The sequence below is a fragment of the Frigidibacter sp. SD6-1 genome, from assembly GCF_030143255.1.
In the GTDB taxonomy this organism is placed as follows: Bacteria; Pseudomonadota; Alphaproteobacteria; order Rhodobacterales; family Rhodobacteraceae; genus TMP-24.
Genome location: NZ_JARJNR010000009.1, coordinates 14,181 through 30,225, shown reverse-complemented (window position 1 = coordinate 30,225; position 16,045 = coordinate 14,181). Strand labels below are relative to the sequence as shown.

Sequence of the window (16,045 nt, the reverse complement as noted above, 5' to 3'; positions counted from 1 at the left end):
GTCAGGCGGCCTCTTCCGCGCGCCGGGTGCCGCGCATGTAATTGCGCGAATAGCGCTGGCCGAGCGCTGTCAGGATCTCGTAGCCGATGGTGCCGGCGGCACGGGCGAGGTCGTCGATGGTCTGGGCGGGGCAGAGCAGGTCGAGCGTTTCGGGTGTGCCGTCGGCGGCCGTGACATCCACAGTCACGAGGTCCATCGACACGCGGCCAACGAGCGGGCAGGGGGTTTCGCCGTGGTAGAGGGTGGCGCGGTTCGACAGCGCCCGGAATAGACCGTCGGCATAGCCCGCCGCCAGCGTCGCGATCCGGGCGGGGGCCGTCGCCTGCCATGTCGCATTGTAGCCCACCGTGTCGCCGGGCGAGAGCGTGCGGACCTGCACGACCGGCAGCGAAAGTTTCACGACCGGGCGGGCGTCGGTGAAGGGCGCGCCGCCGTAAAGGCCGATGCCGGGGCGGGTCAGGTCGAAATCATATTGGCGGCCCAGAAGGATGCCGCCGGTGGCCGAAAAGGACCGCGCGACGCCGGTGCCGTCGGTCATCTGGCGGAAGGTTTCCAGCTGGCGGTCGTTCAGCGGGTGGCCCGGCTCGTCTGCACAGGCCATGTGCGACATGAGGAGCCGGGGCCCGTGCGCCAGGACCGAGGGGGCCATCAGCCGCCAGTCGGCCGCGTCGATGCCGAGCCGGTTCATCCCGGTTTCCAGCTGGATGCCGAACGGGTGATTTGGAAGTTCCGAGAAATGCCGCTCGACCTGGGCGCGGCTGTTCAGCATCGGCACGAGGTCGAAGGCGCCGATACGGGCGGTATCGCCCTCCATATGGCCCGACAGGATATTGATCTCAGCCTCCGGACCAAGGGCGAGGCGGAGCGCCACGCCTTCCTCGGTCAGCGCCACGAAGAAACGCCGCGCGCCCGCCGCCATCAGCGCCCGTGCGATCGGTGCGGCGCCGAGCCCGTAGCCATCGGCCTTGACCATCACGGCGGTCTGGACATGGGCGGGCGACATGGCATCGAGCGCCCGCCAGTTGGCGGTGATCGCGTCGAGGTCGATGTCGAGGATGCCGGAAGCCATGGCGGGGGTTTTGACGGTCCTGCGACGGAGGTCAAGTGTCTTTCGAAGCCGCCGGGATGAGGGCGGAGGGCCAGCCCCCCGCACCCCCCGAGGTATTTGGGCCAAGATGAAAGGGTTCGCCGGTATCTTGAGGCCGGCGGCCGCCCTTAGAAGCTGTCGCCCTGTTGCCAGGGTTTCACCAGATTGCCGAAGCGGGTGAAGCGGCCTTCGAACGACAGTTCCACCGTGCCGATCGGCCCGTGGCGCTGCTTGCCGATGATGACCTCGGCCTTGCCATGGACCTGTTCCATGATCTCCTGCCATTTGGCCATGCCTTCAAGGTCATGATCGCCCGGTTTCTCGCGTTCCTTGTAATATTCCTCGCGGAAGACGAACATCACGACGTCGGCGTCCTGCTCGATCGAGCCGGATTCCCGAAGGTCGGACAGTTGCGGGCGCTTGTCCTCGCGGCTTTCGACCTGGCGGGAGAGCTGGGAAAGCGCCACGACGGGTATGCTGAGTTCCTTGGCCAGGGCCTTGAGACCCATGGAGATTTCTGCGATTTCCTGCACGCGGTTGTCACCCTTCCCGGTGCCGCGCAGAAGCTGGAGGTAGTCGACGAAGACGACGTCGAGCCCATGGGTGCGCTTCAGGCGGCGGCAGCGGGCGGCGACCTGACTGATGGGAAGCGCGGGCGTGTCGTCGATATAGAGCGGGCAGGTCTCCAAGGCCTTCGCCGCCTCGACGAAGCGGCGGAATTCCTGTTCCGTCATGTCGCCGCGGCGGATCTGTTCGGAGGGCACTTCGGAGGCTTCCGACAGGATACGGGCGGCCAGCTGTTCGGACGACATCTCGAGCGAGAAGAAGCCCACGACCCCGCCATTGACCGCGCCTTCGGTGCCGTCGGGCTTCTTGCCCTTCTTGTAGGCCTTGGCGATGTTGAAGGCGATGTTCGTGGCAAGCGAGGTCTTGCCCATCGAGGGCCGCCCGGCGAGGATCAGAAGGTCGGACGGGTGGAGCCCCCCGAGCTTCTTGTCGAGATCGGCAAGGCCCGTCGAGATGCCCGAGAGCGCGCCGTCGCGCTGATAGGCGGCAAGCGCCGATTGCACCGCCTCGGTCGTGGCCTTCAGGAACGAGACGAAGCCTTTTTCGACCGTGCCCTGTTCGGCCAGCTGGTAAAGTCTTTGTTCGGCCTCGGTGATCTGGTCCTTGGGATCATTGTCGACCTCGATCACCTGGGCGCGCGCGGTGATGTCGCGACCGAGGCCCATGAGCTCGCGCCGGACCGCAAGGTCATGGATCATCTGGGCATAATCGCGCGCCGCATAGGCCGAGATGGCCGCGCCGGCGATCCGTGCGAGATAGGCCGGGCCGCCCAGTTCCTTCAGGCCCGGGTCTTCCTCCAGATAGCCTTTCAGCGTCACCGGCGAGGCCAGCGCATTCTTCTGGATGCGGGCGATGGCGATCTCGAAGATGCGCTGATGGACCGGATCGAAGAAATGGTCGGCCCGCACGATCGCGGCGATCCGGTCGTAGATGTCGTTGTTGGTCAGGATCGCGCCCAGCAATTGCTGTTCGGCCTCGATATTATGCGGTAGCACCTCGCCCTCGGGCGCCGGTGCCGACGGCAGGACCTGCCGCAAGGTTGCCAGTTCGCTCATGCCTCAGCTCTTCTTTGTCCCCGGTCCGTCATAGGCGGGTTAATCTGATTCTGGCAGACTGGACGGATCGGTGGACAAGCCTGGGAGCGCCTCGTGGCGCAGGTCATCATACCACATGATCTGGTGCCTTCATAGTCGGCCCACACAAGCGGAGCCGAGTCTCGCAAGAGTTATCCAGTGTCTGCCCACAGGCCGCTTCCACAGGAATCTTGCGGGGCGGCGCTATCTGGCCGACCGCGCCTCCTGCCAGGGGCGGGGATTGGTCAGGAAGGCCTCGACCTCACCGAGGGTCTTTTCGTCGAAGGCGCCTTGCGCGCGCGCCTCGGCCAGCACGTCCCACCAGGTGCAGAGATAATGCAGCGCGACGCCATGCTTGCCCAGAACGTCGACGGTTTCGGGGAAGATGCCGTAGTAGAAGATCACCGCCGTATGGGCGCAGCTGGCGCCCGTGTCGCGGATCGCGTCGACGAAGGACAGCTTCGAGCCGCCATCCGTGGTCAGATCCTCGACCAGAAGAACGCGCTGGCCCTCGCTCATCGCGCCCTCGATGCGGGCATTGCGGCCGTAGCCTTTCGGCTTCTTTCTCACATAGGTCATCGGCAGCGCCAGCCGTTCGGCGACCATGGCGGCGAAGGGGATACCCGCCGTCTCGCCGCCCGCGATATTGTCGAAGGCCTCGAAACCCGCGTCGCGCATCACCGTGACGGCAAGAAAGTCCATCAGCACCGAGCGGATGCGGGGGTAGGAGATCAGCTTGCGGCAGTCGATGTAGGTGGGCGACGGCAGGCCGGAAGAGAGTGTGAAGGGCGTCTCGGCGTTGAAATGGACGGCCTTGATCTCCAGCAGCATGCGCGCGGTCAGGCGGGCGATTTCATCCCTTGGCGGGAAGGTACTCGGAATCATCGGCTCTGCCTCGCTGCTTCTTCTGTGCCCAAATACTCCCGCCGGAGGCATCCGCCCTCGGTGCAGGGAGCCTCCGGCGGGGATATTTGTGCCACAGTGAAAGGTCAACCGGCGACAGACCAGTGAAGGGCAAAGCCGGGGTCGAAGAGGGTGACCGGCCCTGCGCCGGTATCGATCTTGGCGGGGTAGGTGATGGCATCGCCCTTTGTCAGGGTGATGCGGTCCTCGGAGGGGACAAGGCCGTAGAAGCGCGCGCCATTGAGCGAGGTGAAGGCTTCCAGCCGGTCCAGCGCGCCCTCCTCCTCGAACACATGGGCGAGGATCGACAGCGTGTTGGTCGCGGTGAAACAGCCCGCGCAACCGCAGGCCTGTTCCTTCAGGTGATCGGCATGGGGCGCGGAATCGGTGCCGAGGAAGAAGCGCGGATCGCCCGAGGTTGCGGCCCGGCGCAGCGCCAACCGGTGCTTCTCGCGCTTGGCGACGGGCAGGCAGTAGTAATGCGGCCGGATGCCGCCCGCGAGGATATGATTGCGGTTGATGATCAGGTGATGGGTCGTGATCGTCGCGCCGAGCGTTTCGCCCCCTGCGGCCGCATAGGCCACGCCTTCCTCGGTGGTGATATGTTCCATCACGACGCGCAGGCCCGGGGTCGCGCGGCGGATCGGGTCCAGCACCCGGTCGATGAAGACCGCCTCGCGGTCGAAGATGTCGACGGCCGGGTCAGTGACCTCGCCATGCACGCAGAGGGGCAGGCCGATTTCCGCCATCCGTTCCAGCACATGGCGGACCTTGTCGAAGTCGGTGACGCCCGATTGCGAATTGGTGGTGGCGCCGGCGGGATAAAGCTTCACCGCCTTGACGAGGCCTGAAGCGTGGGCGGCCGCGACATCGTCCGGGTCGGTCGCCTCGGTCAGGTAGAGCACCATCAGCGGTTCGAACGCCATGCCTTCGGGCAGCGCCTTCAGGATACGGTCGCGGTAGGCGCGGGCCTGATCGCCGGTCACCACGGGGGGCACGAGGTTCGGCATCACGATGGCGCGGCCGAAATGGCGGGCGGTTTCGGGCAGGACAGCCTCCAGCATCGCGCCGTCGCGCAGATGCAGGTGCATGTCGTCGGGGCGGCGGATCGTCAGGCTCTGGCTCATGGGTCGAGCGCTACAGGATCGGCGGGCGCATTTCCAGTCTCGGGATGACGTCAAGCGAGCGATGGGCAGGAAAACCCGACTTGAAGCTGGGCCTGTACTCGGCAAAGCAGAGGGAAAAGAGGCCCCCCGATGTGCAAGAACCTGATCGCCCTCACCTTCACGCTGCTTGCCGCCCCGGCGCTTGCCGAGGATGCCCCGCCGCCGGAATGCCAAAGCCCGGTGACCCATTCCGACATGATGGAGTGCAATCGCGCCCTGCTTGTTCGGGCGGAGGAGCGGATGAAGGCCGCGCTGCAGGCGCTGCGGCAGGCGGCCGCCGAGAGCGATCCGGCGAAAGGCTCGGTTCCGGTTCCGTCGGACGAGGCAATTCTGGCCGATCAGGCGGCCTGGGATGCGCAACTTGAGGCCGATTGTCAGGCGTCGGCGGCGGAACTTGGCGGCGGGCAGGCCTCGGATATCGAATATCTCGGCTGCCTCGGCCTGAGGATGGGCGAGCGTGAGGCGCTGCTCCTGGAGAGTGCCGAGCGTGTCAGGGGCCAGCGCTGAGCGCCGACCAGGCCGCTTCCGAAGGCGGTCTTCCGCCGAATCGCTGCCGGATGGCGGCGACGGCGCGCGCTTGTTTGCGCCCGCCATTGCGCCTGCGAAGCGCGCACGGCATCATTGTTTCCAGGGCGGCGCCGGAAGCGGGCGACCGCCGGACAGGCGAAAGGGCAGATCATGGGCAGGATGTCGGGGGTGGCGGCGATCGGGCTGGTGCTGGCGGGGTGCACGAACGATCCGGGTTTCACCGGCGTGCCGGATGTGCGCGAGGCGACGGCGGCGGAGGTGACAAGCTGCCGCTATGTCTCTGATATCACTGGAACACCAAGCGTTTACGGCCCGATCCTCGGGCCGGAAGGCTTGAAATACACCCGCAATCAGGTGAAGGACGAGGCGCGCAAGTCGGGCGCCAATACCGTGGTCTTCGATCTGGTGCCGCCGGGGACCGAGCTCTATGAGCTTCGTGCCAAGGTCTACGCCTGCTGACGACCGCTGCAGCGGGGCTTGCCCCGTGCGACGCGCTGTGGATCAGTGGCGGCTGACTTCCTTCCGGGACCGAACGAGATGCGCCAGCTTGTCTGTTCAGCCGCCTTGCTTGCGGGCCTTCTGGGCCCTGGCATGGCTCTCGCGTCTGCCTGTGCAGCGCCCGGCGACATGAAACAGGGCCTGCGGCTTACCTATGGGGCGGGCGGCACGACCAGTGTAAGGCTGCGCTCCGACGGGCTGATCGAATTCACCGAGATCGGCAGCGGCGCGGATGGCGGCGATCTGACCTTTGCCAGCCGCTACGGGCTCTATGATCTTGAGGCAGCGGCGGCGGGTGCCGGGGCAGGACCGGACCGCCGGGTGACCTACGATTATGACGGTGGGCCGCTGATCGAACCGGCGCCGGGCGAGACGGGCTGGGTCGGGCAGGTGATCGCGACCTTTCCCGGCGACGCGCCGGTGCCGGAAACCGCCGCCTTCGTCTTCGGCAGCGAAGTCAAGGTCGCGGTCGGCGCCTGCAGCTTCGATGCGGTGACGGTCGAGGCGACCTTCATCCGCGCGCGCGACTGGGAGGGGCAAAGCTTCCTCTATTTTCCCGACTTCGGTTTTGCGACGCTCATTGGCCGGGCGGGGCCTGGGGGGCCGAAGGAACGCTACGAGCTTACTGCGATCGAGCCGCTTCCGGCCGAGTGAGGCGCCGTCACCCAGGCGCCGGAATTCTGGAAGAATTCCGGTCCGAAGTCTTTGCAAGACTTCGGTCCCGGGCGGGGCCCGCGCGCCGTCCGTCGAGCGCCGCGCCGCCTCAGCCCGCCGTCATCCCCCGGACGCTTGCGGCAAGGTCGCGGGCGCGGGCGCGGAATCTCTCGTCATTCAGCCGCCCGCCCGCATTGTTGGCCAGAAGGGCCGCAAGGCCCGGCCGCCCGTCGGTTTCCAGCCGGTTCAGAAGGCGGCGCAGATAGGGCAGGTGGTTGCGGCGCGCGCGGTAGAAGGTCCAGAAGAGCCGTGCGTCGAAGGCCCCGTCGCCCGCCGCGGCGAGGGTTGATGGCAGGACATGCATCGCGCTCAGTGTGGCCAGAAGGTCCGATCCCATGTTCCGGCAGGGCAGGAAGGTGGTGAAGCTGCGCCGGAAGAGTGCTGCATGCATCGCATCATAGGTCTGGGCCGGGTCGAAGATCACGAAGACTTCCCGAGCGCCGTCGCTCATGTCGGGGGCAAAGCCGTAGCGGTCGGTAAAGTTCAGCCGCCTGTGGTTCTCGAACCGCGGGTCCCAGCCGGCATAGGTCGGGTCGAGCGTCGCCTGCGGCTGGACGAGGATCACCGTGGCGCCGGGGCACGCGACCGAATAGGCGGCAGCGGCATAGCCGCAGGGACCCGCGCCGAAAAAGATCACCCGGTCATACTGGTCAAAGAACCCGTCGTCGGTCAGCCGGTCGAAAAAACCATAGACCTCGGGGTCGCGGAACCAGGTCTGGCGGTGAGCGATGAGGCTGAGGTGCGACCAGTCGCGCCCCTGGGCCAGCGAAAAGCCATAGGGAAGCCCGTCGGAAAACTGGCTGCAGATATGCGCCGCCGCGTCGAACGTGACGAGAAGCACCGCCTCGCGATCGGCGAAGAGGGCGGCGTGATCCTGACCGAGTGGCGCAAAGAACCCTTCGCGGCGCCCGACATGGCTCAGACGCTCGACAAACTCGTCCTCAGACAAAGACTCGCGGTCCTTCACCATTCACCCTCTGCCCACATTCCCCGCCCCGACGTCCGGCAGCGCGGCCCGTACCCGGCAATCCTAGCACCGGCTTGTGCCGATGACGCAAGATATGTGTGGGAAGTGCCGCGCACGCACACAAGGGCGACGGGACGGAAAGCGGAAAAGCGCCGGTTTTGCGTCGTTAATTCGTTTCCGGAGCTCTGCCAGTTCCGGTCTCGGCGCCGGATTGGTTCTGCCTGGCCAGATCGAAAAGGAATCGGCTTTCGCGCTCGCTCAACAGGCGGCTGTGTGGGGCCATCATCAGTCGCCCGAGCAGCGACCGGTAGGCTTCTTCCTTCATCAGTGCCCGCAATCGCCCCGCCCGCCAGTCACGCGCCTGCCGTTCCAGACCGACAAGGACCGGGTCGGCGCGAAGCACTTCGGAAAGCGGGCGCGAAGCGGCAAACCGGTCGGCGAGTGACCGGTCCTCGACCGCGCAGAGATTGCGCTCGACCCAGTAGGAAAGGTCGAAGGCCGAGGCAGCGCGGTTCGCCCGGCCCCGGTCGCATTTCAGGACATAATCCTCCATCGCGCCGAGGGCGTAATGGTTCAGCTGGACGAGGCCGTAATTGTCCTGACCGAAAGGCGAAAAGAGCCGGGCGGAATGGAACTCTGCGGGCAGTTCGCGACCCGAGCCGTCGAACCAGCGCTGCCGGGCAAGGCCTTCGGGCGTGGGATCCTTCGGGCGATGGACGCCGAGCGCACCATAGCTGCCGTCGTTGCGGAAGAGCGTCTTGAACATCGCCGCGCGCCAGGGCCAGCCCATGACCGCAGGCGCGGCGCGGGTGAAGACCTCGGGCACCGGGCGCCCGTCGCGGCGGATCACCCCGCCATTGCCGAAAAGCCGCCAGGTGAGCGGGATCGCGGTCGCCTCAGGCAAAGCGGCGAACAGGTCGGCCAGCCCTCCGTCGCCCGCGTGGACCGTCACAAATTCGTCGATGTCGGCGGTGAGGATCCAGTCAGCCTGACGCTTCAGCGGATGAGCGTTCGCCGCCTTCAAGGCCTCCCATTGCGCGCCCTTTTCGTGCGGCCCGGGGTTCGGCACATGGGTGAGCCAGCCCATCGCCGCCAGCCGGTCGAGCATCGCGTCGGTGCCGTCGGTGCAATCGTTGGAAAAGACAAGGAAATCGGTAAAGCCGATGTGCCGGTGCCAGGCCAGCCAGTCGATCAGGAAGGCGCCTTCGTTGCGGACGGTGAGAATGAGGAGGAGCCTCAATGATGCGCCTCCCCCGAATGGTCGACGGTGAAGAAGAAATCCGGTCCGATCTCTTGCCGGTGCAGGTCTTCGGGGATGACATGGGGGCCGGCATTGAAGACATTCGCCCCGAAATGGCGCAGAAGGCGCGACAGCGCCCGCATGCGCTCACCCGCCAGTTCGGCGTGCAGCGCCTGCTGGTCGGGCCGTTCCATCAGCTCGGCAATCTTGGCGCGGTGGGCGGCGACACAGGCCGCGTGCTGGGCCGCGATCTCGGGGTCGGCGATCAGCCGGTCCCATTCGGCCTGCAGGGCGGGGATCATGCGCTGGATCGAGCGTTCCTCGACCGCATTATGGTTCATGCGGAACCAGTAATTGACCCCCTGATCGCGGTCGACATGGTTCACCCGGCCGCGGTCGCGCTTGACGAGGTAGCTGTCGACCGAGCGGCAGGCATAATGGTTGAGCTGCACCCAGTCATAGCCGAATGAATCGGTCGAGGAGCGCCAGCCGTTCCTGAGCATCTCGCGCGGCATCGGCTGGCCCGAGCCGTTGAGCCATTTCACCACTTTCCACAGGTCGGATTTCAGCCCCTTCGGCCGGTGGACGCCCAGCTTCTTGTAAATGTCGATATTGCGGAACAAGGTCTTGAAGCCCCAGGCCTGATGGGGCTTGCGCATCATTTCCTCTGCCGCGCAGGGGAATTGTTCGATGACGAACCGGTCCTCGAACGCCTCGACATCGGCATTGCCGAACATCCGCCAGGTCAGGGCGATCATGTTCGCCTCGCCCATCGCGGCGTAAAGGGTGGGTAACCGCCCGTCGCCGAGCTTGATGTCGACGAATTCGTCGACATCCATGCAGATGACCCAATCCGCGCTCTGGACGACGTCCTCGTCCTCGGCCGCCTGCAACGCGGCATGTTGCGGCTTGACCTCTGCGGGCATCGAGCGGAACGGGTTCTCGCGATGCTGCACAAGGCCCTTGCGCTGCAGAAGGTCGAGGAAGCTGTCGGTGCCGTCGGTGCAATCGTTGGTGTAGATCAGGAAATCGCTGACCCCGATCGCGCGGTGATAGGCGATCCATTCGAGGATGAACGGGCCTTCGTTCTTCATCGTGGTGACGATCGCGGTGCGTGCCGTTGCCGGGTCCGGCATCGGGGCCGCGCCGACTTCGGAAGGTTTCGGCCGCACCGGTCTTGCGGCGAAGCAGCCGGTCGCGAGGCGAAGAAGGTCGGGGTCCTCGACAAGCGAGGTCTTGGGGGCGAGAACCGAGGGCTTCTGCCCCGGCACCTTCAGCGCCATCGCCCGCCAGAAGGGCACGATCTGCCCGGGCGCGGGCTGGGCATAGGCGACGCGGATCAGCCGCCAGGTCTTGTCGAGACCGGCCTTTTCCGGCGCGACGCCCCAGCGCGCGATGCCGCGCCTTGCATCGAACTGGCGGCAGATATGGTCGCCGAAGCGCTCGGGCTCGCCCTTGCGGATGCGCCAGGGATAGATGCGCCGCCCGGCCAGGAGGATCACGCCATTGGGCGCGGCCCGGCAGAGGTCGAAGGCGTTGGGCGTCCGGCCCGGTTCGGCAAGGATGTCGGAAGGGTCGAGCAGCAGGACGGCGCGGGCGCGGGCGAGGAAGCGCGCCTTCATCGCCTCGAAGATCAGCCCCTCGCCGAGGGGCGAGAACCAGGGGTCGGGGGCGGGCACCTCCATCCGCGACTTGCCGGGCGCGTCGGGGGCGAGATAGGGGTGATGTTCGGGGCCGAGATCGGCCTTGCCGAGGGGGATTGAGCTTTCGACGACAAGAAGGGCAAAGGGCATTTCCCCGTCAAGGGCCGAACTTTCAAGAAGTCTCGCAACGCTTTGTTGAAAAACGCCTTTGTCGTCCTGTCGATTGACGATCAGCGCCCCCGTCGCACCGTGGTGGCGCGCGTGATAGGTCAGCCAGTCCACCACGGTTTCGGCTGTCTCGACCGAGCGCAGCCCGAAGAGGACGTTGCGGCCGGCAAAAAGCTCTTGTTCGGACGGGTTGAGGGCGATCTCGATGGTCCCTGCGTCACCAACGAGTCGCGCGGGCGCGTCGTCGACTGCCGTATCACGGCCGCTGATCATCAGCGCGCCCGACACTTCGCGGACCTCCCGCACGGCAAGGCAGCCTTGCGCGGCGTCTGCAAGCGCGGGCCGTTCGCCCGCGCGCAGGAAAATCCGCACGCGCCGCCCTTCAGGGTCGCGGTCGCATGTTGCATCAAGCCAGCTCACGCCGCCCGCCGTGCCGGAAGCGAGCCTGCGGACATGAAGTTGCGGTGGGGTTCTTGTCTGCATCGGTCCTGCCCGGGCCCCGCTTTTCCTTTGGATAGCAGCGGGGCGCGTTCGGCGCAACGCTGCCGGGTCAGGCGAAGTGTTCGGCCTTCTCCGCGGCCTTGGCCGCGTTCCAAAGCGCGTCCATCTCGGCCAGGTCGCTGTCCTCGGGCCGTTTGCCACGGGCGGCAAGAGCGGCCTCGATCGAGCGGAAGCGGCGGGTGAACTTGGCATTGGCGGAACGCAACGCCGCCTCGGGGTCGATCTTCAGATGGCGGGCGAGGTTGGCGACCACGAAAAGAAGATCGCCGAACTCCTCGAAAATTTCTTCTTCTCCAAGCGTTTGTCGGGCGTCGTTCAACTCGCGTGCCTCTTCGGTGATCTTGTCGATCACCTCATCGGTCGAGGGCCAGTCGAAGCCGACGCGCGCCGCACGGTTCTGAAGCTTCACCGCGCGCATGAGCGCGGGCAGGCCCGCCGCCACACCGTCGAGCACGCCGCCTTCGGCCTTTCCGGCCCGTTCGGCGGCCTTCATCCTTTCCCAGTCGCGGGTCTGATCCTCGGCGGTCTTGTCGCGGCTTTCCGTGCCGAAAACATGGGGATGGCGCGCCACCATCTTGTCGGCGATGGCCTTTGTCACATCGCCGAAGCTGAAATGCCCGGCCTCTTCCGCCATCCGGGCATGATAGACCGCCTGGAAGAGCAGATCGCCCAACTCGCCCTTCAACTCGCCCCAGGCCTGCCGTTCGATCGCATCGGCGACCTCGTAGGCCTCCTCGATCGTATAGGGGGCGATGGTGGCGAAGTCCTGCTCCAGATCCCAGGGGCAGCCGCCCTGCGGGTCGCGCAGCCGCGCCATGATTTCCAGAAGCCGGGGCAGGCCGCCGTCAGGGTCGTGGACCAGCCTGTCGGAGGCCGCGCGGTCTTTGGTCATTGCTCTCCCCCCGGGATTTTGATCATCTGACGGCTAACAAGAGCCTTCAAGAGAGTCCATCATGCCCGTCCTCAATCGCATCGCAGCCCTTGCCCCCGAGATGAAGGAATGGCGCCAGCATCTGCACCGCATCCCGGAACTGTCGTTCGATCTGCCCAAGACCTCGGCCTTCGTGGCCGAACGGCTCAGGGAGTTCGGGGTGGACGAGATCCATGAAGGCATCGCGCAAAGCGGGATCGTCGCGATCATTGAGGGGCAGGGAGAGGGGCCGGTGATAGGCCTTCGCGCCGACATGGACGCGCTGCCGATCGAGGAACTGACGGGGGCTGACCATGCCTCGGGCCATGCGGGGCGGATGCATGCCTGCGGCCATGACGGCCATACGACGATGCTGCTGGGAGCCGCGAAATATCTGTGCGAAACCAGACGGTTCCGGGGCAAGGTTGCTTTGCTTTTCCAGCCGGCGGAGGAGGATGGCGGCGGCGGCGACGTGATGGTGCGCGAAGGGGTGATGGACCGGTTCGGCATCGCCCAGGTCTACGGTATCCACAATGCGCCGAACATTCCCTTCGGCCATTTCCAGACGACGCAGGGCGCGCTTATGGCCTCGGTCGATACGGCCATCGTGCATGTCACCGGCAAGGGCGGCCACGGGGCGACGCCGCATGAATGCGTCGATCCGGTGGTGGCGCTGGTGGGCATGGTCGGCGCGATCCAGACGATCCTGTCGCGCAATGTCTATGCGCTGGACGAGGCGGTGATCTCGGTCACGATGATCCAGGCGGGGACGGCGTCGAACATCATCCCCGAGGAGGCAATGTTCGCCGCCACCATCCGCTGCTTCAAGCCCGAGGTGCGCGAGATGCTGAAGAAGCGTATCTACGAGATCGTCGAGGGCCATGCGTCGGCCTATGGCGTGACGGCGCGGATCGATTATGACTGGGGCTATCCCGCGACGATCAACCATCCGGGCGAGGCGGCCTTCGCCGCCGATGTGGCGCGCGAGATCTCGGGCGATGCGGCGGTCGAGGCGGACGGTCCGCGCGAGATGGGGTCGGAGGATTTCTCCTACATGCTGGAGGCGCGGCCGGGGGCCTATCTTTTCCTCGGCCAGGGGCCGGGGGCGGGGTTGCATCATCCGGCCTATGATTTCAACGATGAGGTCGCGCCGGTCGGCGCAAGTTTCTTCGCGCGGCTGGTCGAGCGCGCGCAGCCTTTGGGGTGAGGCGGGGGGCTGTCTGCCCCCCGGGCCCCGGATTTCATCCGGGGCCTCCCCCCGAGAGTATTTCCGGACAGAAAGTGAGGCGCGCTTCAGCCGAGCGCCTTTACCGCGCGCGTGATGCCATCGAGCGTCAGCGGGAACATGCGGTTTTCGAAGATCCGGCCGATCATGCCGACCGACTGGGTGTAGGGCCAGTAGCGTTCTGGCAGCGGGTTCAGCCAGACATGGGCGGGCCATTGGCTGCGCACGCGGTGCAGCCAGACCTCGCCTGCCTCGGCGTTCCAATGTTCGTTGGCGCCGCCCGGATGGGCGATCTCGTAGGGTGACATCGAGGCATCGCCGACGAAGATCGCCTTGTAATCGCTGCCGTAGGTCCTGAGCACCTCCCATGTCGGGGTCTGCCTGTCCCAGCGGCGGCGGTTGTCGCGCCAGAGACCTTCGTAAAGGCAGTTGTGGAAATAGTAATATTCCAGATGCTTGAATTCGGCGCGGGCGGCGGAGAAGAGCTCTTCCACCACTTTCACATGCGCATCCATCGAGCCGCCGACATCGAGGAAGAGCAGGACCTTCACGGCGTTATGGCGTTCGGGGCGGGTCTTCACGTCCAGCCAGCCATGTTCGGCGGTGGCGCGGATGGTGCCGGGCAGGTCCAGTTCTTCCGCCGCGCCCTCGCGCGCCCAGCGGCGGAGCCGCTTCAGCGCCACCTTGATATTGCGGGTGCCAAGTTCGACCGTATCGTCGAGATTGCGGAAGTCGCGCTTGTCCCAGACCTTGACCGCGCGCTGGTGGCGGCTTTCCGATTGGCCGATGCGCACGCCTTCGGGGTTGTAGCCATAGGCGCCGAAGGGCGAGGTACCTGCGGTGCCTACCCATTTGTTGCCGCCCTGATGGCGACCCTTCTGTTCTTCCAACCGTTTCTTCAACGTTTCCATGAGCTTGTCGAAGCCACCCAAAGCTTCGACCTGGGCTTTTTCCTCGGGCGTCAGGGTGCGCTCGATCAGCTTCTTGAGCCAGTCGGCGGGCAGGTCGATCGCTTCGATCACCTGATCGGGTGTGATAGCCTCAAGCCCCTTGAAAGCGGCGGCGAAGGCGCGGTCGAACCGGTCGAGGTGGCGTTCGTCCTTCACCATCGCGGTGCGGGCGAGATAGTAGAAGCCTTCGATCTCGTAGGTGACCAGGCCCGCCGCCATCCCGTCGAGAAAGGCCAGATATTCGCGCAGACTGACCGGAACGCCCGCCTGCCTCAGTTCGGCGAAGAAGGGCAGGAACATCGGTTCAGGCCCGGGTCGCGAAGATCATCACGATAAGGCCGAGGAGGGCGAAGAGGATCGCATGCGCGGCGGCATATTGCGCCATGTCCAGCCCCTTCCCGCCACGCGCCCGCGCCCGGTAGATGCCGAGAAGCGCGCCGAAGAGCGCTGCAAGAAATATCACCATCGGCTTACCTCCCCTGATCGGGCGCGAGCGCCTCAATGAAGGCAAGGCGCGCCCGGACGTCCTTGTCGGAGGCCATGCCATAGCGCGCCCAACCGAGACTGTCGAGGCGGGCGGCACGGGCGGCGTCGGGCTGGCCCGTCCGTTCGAGTGCGGCCGCACGGACGGCGAGGAGACCGGCGAGGAGCGCCGCATCGCGACCCGTGCGCGCGGCCGGGACCGCCGCGTCGGCGAGCGCGAGCGCATCCCTGTAGGCGCCGTCCGACAGTGCCAGAAGCGCACGCTGCAGGTCGGCATGGGCGGCATGCAGCGGCAGGCCGCGCGCCCGGTAAAGGGCCGAGGCATTGGCGAAGGCGGCGCGCACCTCGCCCAGCCGGTCGCGCGGCAGGACCCGGCCGAGCGAAATCCAGGCGAAGCCGGTGCGCCAGTCGGCCCAAGGTCGGGCGATGGCGAGCGCCTCTTCGGCGGCGCGCACGCGTCCACCACCGCCGCGCCCGCCGGGGCCGAGTGCCCGGGCGATCGCCTCGCCAAAGGCGCGCGGGGTCTGGGGCGGATAGTCGGCGGGCCGTGCGCCGCCCGGGTTGAGGCGGGCCAGAATGCCGGGAATGCGGGCCTCGATCTCGCCCGGTGACATGCCGGGCGAGAGGTCCGGCGCATAGGTGGCGCGCAGCATCAGCATGTCGAAGCCGGTGAGCCTGCCTTCGATATTGTCGTCGTTGAAGACCGAATCGGGCAGCCGATAGAGGTCGTTCAGGGGGCCGAGCGCCTGGGCCATTTCCTCGTTCAGGCAGTCGCGGATTTCCTGCGGGCCTGTGTCGGAGGGGATGAAGATCGCCACCCGGTCGCGGAAGGTGAAGGTGGTCCAGTCAAGATCGGACGCGCGCGCGCGGCGGTATTCGGCCCAGGACGACACGCGGGGGGCGACGAAACAGGCGGCGTCGCGGGCGCGGGCCTGCAACTGGCGGCGCGGCAGGAATTCGATGGTGATGGCGGCCTGTTCGTCCGGCGAAGCGGCGGAAAGGCCGAGGCCCGCCTCGGACCTGAGGCGGGCGATCAGCTCGCCCAGATCGCTGGCGGCGGTCGGCGGCACCACGCCGGTCAGCCGGTAGCTCAGGGGGCCGGTGAAACGCGAGAAGGCATCGAGTGGGCGGCCGGTTTCCAGCCGGAAGGAAAGGTCCATGAAGTCGCGCGTCATGTCGGCGTTAGAGCGGCGCGCGGGCGTGCCCGGCCCCGGCGGGAAACGCTTCATGGGCGGCAGGGGCGTCTGGTCGAAAGAGGCGCGCAGGACGGCGCCGTCGGTGTCGCGGGGGGCAGGTTTGGGTGCGACGCAGGCGGAGAGTGCTGCAAGGCCGAGAAGAGCCACCGCCAGCCCGCGCGGGAAAGATCTGCCTGTCACTGCCGTCCTCGTTCTTCGATTTTCCCGGCACGCTAGCGGGCGCAGG

15 protein-coding genes are annotated in these 16,045 nt (G+C 66.5%); 4 read left to right on the top strand and 11 right to left on the bottom strand.

Annotation, left to right across the window (positions count from 1 at the left end; all coding sequences use genetic code 11):
- Nucleotide 1: 1 nt before the first annotated feature.
- From alr to pyrC, 4 genes are all read right to left on the bottom strand, one after another.
- Nucleotides 2-1,069 carry an alanine racemase gene (gene alr, locus P0645_RS15885; protein ID WP_284165574.1) on the bottom strand — a complete coding sequence of 356 codons (1,068 nt, stop codon included), beginning with the start codon at nucleotides 1,067-1,069 and terminating at the stop codon, nucleotides 2-4.
- A 146-nt stretch (nucleotides 1,070-1,215) separates the two neighbouring features.
- Nucleotides 1,216-2,709: a replicative DNA helicase gene (locus tag P0645_RS15880; RefSeq protein ID WP_284165573.1), complete on the bottom strand. Its 1,494-nt coding sequence runs from the start codon at nucleotides 2,707-2,709 to the stop codon at nucleotides 1,216-1,218.
- A 222-nt stretch (nucleotides 2,710-2,931) separates the two neighbouring features.
- Nucleotides 2,932-3,612: an orotate phosphoribosyltransferase gene (locus P0645_RS15875; protein WP_284165572.1), complete on the bottom strand. Its 681-nt coding sequence runs from the start codon at nucleotides 3,610-3,612 to the stop codon at nucleotides 2,932-2,934.
- Between the two features lie 104 nt (nucleotides 3,613-3,716).
- A complete protein-coding gene (pyrC, locus tag P0645_RS15870; protein ID WP_284165571.1) occupies nucleotides 3,717-4,757 on the bottom strand; it encodes a dihydroorotase in 1,041 nt (346 codons plus the stop codon).
- A gap of 129 nt (nucleotides 4,758-4,886) precedes the next feature.
- Here pyrC and P0645_RS15865 point away from each other — a divergent pair, with 129 nt between their 5' ends.
- From P0645_RS15865 to P0645_RS15855, 3 genes are all read left to right on the top strand, one after another.
- Nucleotides 4,887-5,303 (top strand): lysozyme inhibitor LprI family protein, encoded by a 417-nt coding sequence (locus P0645_RS15865; protein ID WP_284165570.1) that lies wholly within the window; start codon nucleotides 4,887-4,889, stop codon nucleotides 5,301-5,303.
- Between the two features lie 171 nt (nucleotides 5,304-5,474).
- The gene (locus P0645_RS15860) at nucleotides 5,475-5,783 is read left to right on the top strand and encodes a DUF4156 domain-containing protein (RefSeq protein WP_284165569.1); all 309 of its coding nucleotides are present in this window, start codon (nucleotides 5,475-5,477) and stop codon (nucleotides 5,781-5,783) included.
- Between the two features lie 78 nt (nucleotides 5,784-5,861).
- Complete coding sequence (locus tag P0645_RS15855) at nucleotides 5,862-6,476, top strand: hypothetical protein (protein ID WP_284165568.1); 615 nt, start codon at nucleotides 5,862-5,864, stop codon at nucleotides 6,474-6,476.
- Between the two features lie 109 nt (nucleotides 6,477-6,585).
- On the opposite strand, the gene P0645_RS15850 is transcribed toward P0645_RS15855, so the two are convergent.
- From P0645_RS15850 to mazG, 4 genes are all read right to left on the bottom strand, one after another.
- Nucleotides 6,586-7,506 carry a phosphoadenosine phosphosulfate reductase gene (locus P0645_RS15850; RefSeq protein WP_284165567.1) on the bottom strand — a complete coding sequence of 307 codons (921 nt, stop codon included), beginning with the start codon at nucleotides 7,504-7,506 and terminating at the stop codon, nucleotides 6,586-6,588.
- A 163-nt stretch (nucleotides 7,507-7,669) separates the two neighbouring features.
- The gene (locus P0645_RS15845) at nucleotides 7,670-8,743 is read right to left on the bottom strand and encodes a glycosyltransferase family 2 protein (RefSeq protein ID WP_284165566.1); all 1,074 of its coding nucleotides are present in this window, start codon (nucleotides 8,741-8,743) and stop codon (nucleotides 7,670-7,672) included.
- On the bottom strand, nucleotides 8,740-11,037 hold the full coding sequence (locus P0645_RS15840; RefSeq protein WP_284165565.1) for a glycosyltransferase family 2 protein: 2,298 nt from the start codon (nucleotides 11,035-11,037) through the stop codon (nucleotides 8,740-8,742). Before P0645_RS15840 ends, P0645_RS15845 begins: the two co-directional genes overlap by 4 nt.
- Nucleotides 11,038-11,104: 67 nt before the next feature.
- Nucleotides 11,105-11,947 (bottom strand): nucleoside triphosphate pyrophosphohydrolase, encoded by an 843-nt coding sequence (gene mazG, locus P0645_RS15835; RefSeq protein WP_284165564.1) that lies wholly within the window; start codon nucleotides 11,945-11,947, stop codon nucleotides 11,105-11,107.
- A gap of 61 nt (nucleotides 11,948-12,008) precedes the next feature.
- Between mazG and P0645_RS15830 the strand changes: the two genes are divergently transcribed.
- On the top strand, nucleotides 12,009-13,172 hold the full coding sequence (locus P0645_RS15830) for a M20 aminoacylase family protein (RefSeq protein WP_284165563.1): 1,164 nt from the start codon (nucleotides 12,009-12,011) through the stop codon (nucleotides 13,170-13,172).
- Between the two features lie 86 nt (nucleotides 13,173-13,258).
- On the opposite strand, the gene P0645_RS15825 is transcribed toward P0645_RS15830, so the two are convergent.
- Genes P0645_RS15825 through P0645_RS15815 form a run of 3 tightly spaced genes read right to left on the bottom strand, consistent with a single transcriptional unit; the run spans nucleotide 13,259 to nucleotide 15,999 of the window.
- Complete coding sequence (locus tag P0645_RS15825; protein WP_284165562.1) at nucleotides 13,259-14,440, bottom strand: vWA domain-containing protein; 1,182 nt, start codon at nucleotides 14,438-14,440, stop codon at nucleotides 13,259-13,261.
- A gap of 4 nt (nucleotides 14,441-14,444) precedes the next feature.
- Nucleotides 14,445-14,606 carry a hypothetical protein gene (locus P0645_RS15820; protein ID WP_284165561.1) on the bottom strand — a complete coding sequence of 54 codons (162 nt, stop codon included), beginning with the start codon at nucleotides 14,604-14,606 and terminating at the stop codon, nucleotides 14,445-14,447.
- 4 nt (nucleotides 14,607-14,610) lie between these two features.
- A complete protein-coding gene (locus tag P0645_RS15815) occupies nucleotides 14,611-15,999 on the bottom strand; it encodes a DUF2927 domain-containing protein (RefSeq protein ID WP_284165560.1) in 1,389 nt (462 codons plus the stop codon).
- Nucleotides 16,000-16,045: the final 46 nt, after the last annotated feature.